Annotated in this window: 2 protein-coding genes; both read left to right on the top strand. The window is 72.5% G+C overall.

The genetic code is table 11. From position 1 onward, the window contains the following. Positions 1-202: 202 nt before the first annotated feature. Positions 203-1,126 (top strand): site-specific DNA-methyltransferase, encoded by a 924-nt coding sequence (locus AB0M46_RS48385; protein ID WP_363347949.1) that lies wholly within the window; start codon positions 203-205, stop codon positions 1,124-1,126. Then, a complete protein-coding gene (locus AB0M46_RS48390; RefSeq protein ID WP_363347951.1) occupies positions 1,123-1,584 on the top strand; it encodes an XF1762 family protein in 462 nt (153 codons plus the stop codon). Before AB0M46_RS48385 ends, AB0M46_RS48390 begins: the two co-directional genes overlap by 4 nt. Positions 1,585-1,753 lie beyond the last annotated feature (169 nt).

Consider the following 1,753-nt stretch of genomic DNA (forward strand, 5'->3'; position numbering starts at 1 on the left):
AGCGCAGCCGACAGGGACGGAATCACTGGCGGGCGGCACCGGTGAGTGAGGGCCGAGTTGAGCCAACACATTTAAGATCATCAAAGTTAAGAGAAGACTGAGGGACTACGGCACCGGCCACTGGCACGGCGGAGACCCAGGGTGCGTCCACCACACCCCTCACCCGCCGGCGCCGGGAACCTCGTGTCCTGACTGCCGGGCGGTGTGGACCGACCCGCAGTACGGCCTGGAACCATCCGTCGACGACTACGTCGACCGGCTCGTGGCCGTGTTCGAGCAGGTATGGCGGGTCCTGAAGCCGACCGGCACCGCCTGGCTCAACCTCGGCGACAGCTACGCCACCGGCACCCGCCGCACCCGCACCGGCACACCCGCCGGTGCGGGCGCGGACGGACTGGCGGCGAAGAACCTCAACGGGGTGCCCTGGCGGGTCGCGTTCGCATTGCAACGGCACGGCTGGTGGCTGCGCAACGCGATCATCTGGGCCAAGAAGAATCCGATGCCCGAGTCGGTCCGTGACCGGCTCTCCACCGGCTACGAACTGCTGTTCCTGCTCACCAGATCCCCCACCTACTACTTCGACCTCGACCCGATCCGCGTTCCGCTCATACGACCGGACGCCGCGGACGGCAGCCGTGTCTTCGGCGGTGCCCGCAAAGGCCACACCGGCGGTATCGACGCCACCGCACGCCGGCGCGGCAACACCTACGGCGGCAAGTACACCGCCGACGACACCACCGTCGAACCCAGAGCCGGACGCGGCAACCTTCAGCCGCTCGGCCACGCCCACACCGCCGCCCACCACAACGGCCGCAACCCCGGCGACGTCTGGCACATCGCCACCCGCCCCTACCGCGGCGCGCACGTCGCACCATTCCCACTGGACCTACCGCTGCGGGCGATCGCCGCCGGGTGCCCACCCGGCGGGGTCGTCCTCGACCCGTTCTCCGGCGCGGCCACCACCGGCCTCGCCGCACTGCACCTCGGCCGCGCCTACATCGGCGTCGACATCGCCACCGACTTCCACGACGAGGCCCTCACCCGGCTCACCCCGTACCTGCCCACAGTCACCGACCCGACCCCGCACCACCGCGGGCGAGCGGAACCGGCAGGAGAGCCGGGATGAGGCTGCGGACGGTGCCGGTCACGTTCGCGCAGGCGTGCACGTTCATCACCGACTGGCACCGCCACCACCGCCCACCCGCCGGGCACAAGTACTCCATCGGCGTCGCCGACCAGGACCACGTTCTGGTCGGCGTCGCCGTCGTCGGCCGCCCGGTCGCCCGGCTCCTCGACGACGGACACACGCTCGAGGTCACCCGGGTCACCCGGGTCGCCACCGACGGCACCCGCAACGCCTGCTCCATGCTCTACGCCGCGGCCTGGACCGCGGCGAAAGCGCTCGGCTACCGCCGTCTCGTCACCTACACCCAGGCCGGGGAGAGCGGCGCCAGTCTCCGCGCCGCCGGCTGGCGGGTCGTCGCGCAGCGCCCGGCGACACCCGGCTGGTCACGTCCCAGCCGGCCCCGCACCGAGCACGGCACCGATCACATCGCCAGGCAGCGCTGGCACGCCCCGACCTGACCGCAGTCCCGCAGCGCTCGCCATGCCATCACCGCACCGCCCCTTGTCCCGCCGCCAGTACCGCAGGCCGGTGGGGCCGGCACCACCGTGTGCCGGCCCCCCCCCCCCCCCCCCCCACGAGCCGCCCCCAAACCCCAACACCCACCCCCCCCCCCCCCCACCCCCGGGG

This window comes from Dactylosporangium sp. NPDC051485, from assembly GCF_040682015.1.
Taxonomy (GTDB): domain Bacteria; phylum Actinomycetota; class Actinomycetes; order Mycobacteriales; family Micromonosporaceae; genus Dactylosporangium.

Excerpts from the sequence above, each read along its gene's own strand:
- AB0M46_RS48390 (WP_363347951.1), top strand. The coding sequence starts at position 1,123 with ATGAGGCTGCGGACGGTGCCGGTCACGTTCGCGCAGGCGTGCACGTTC.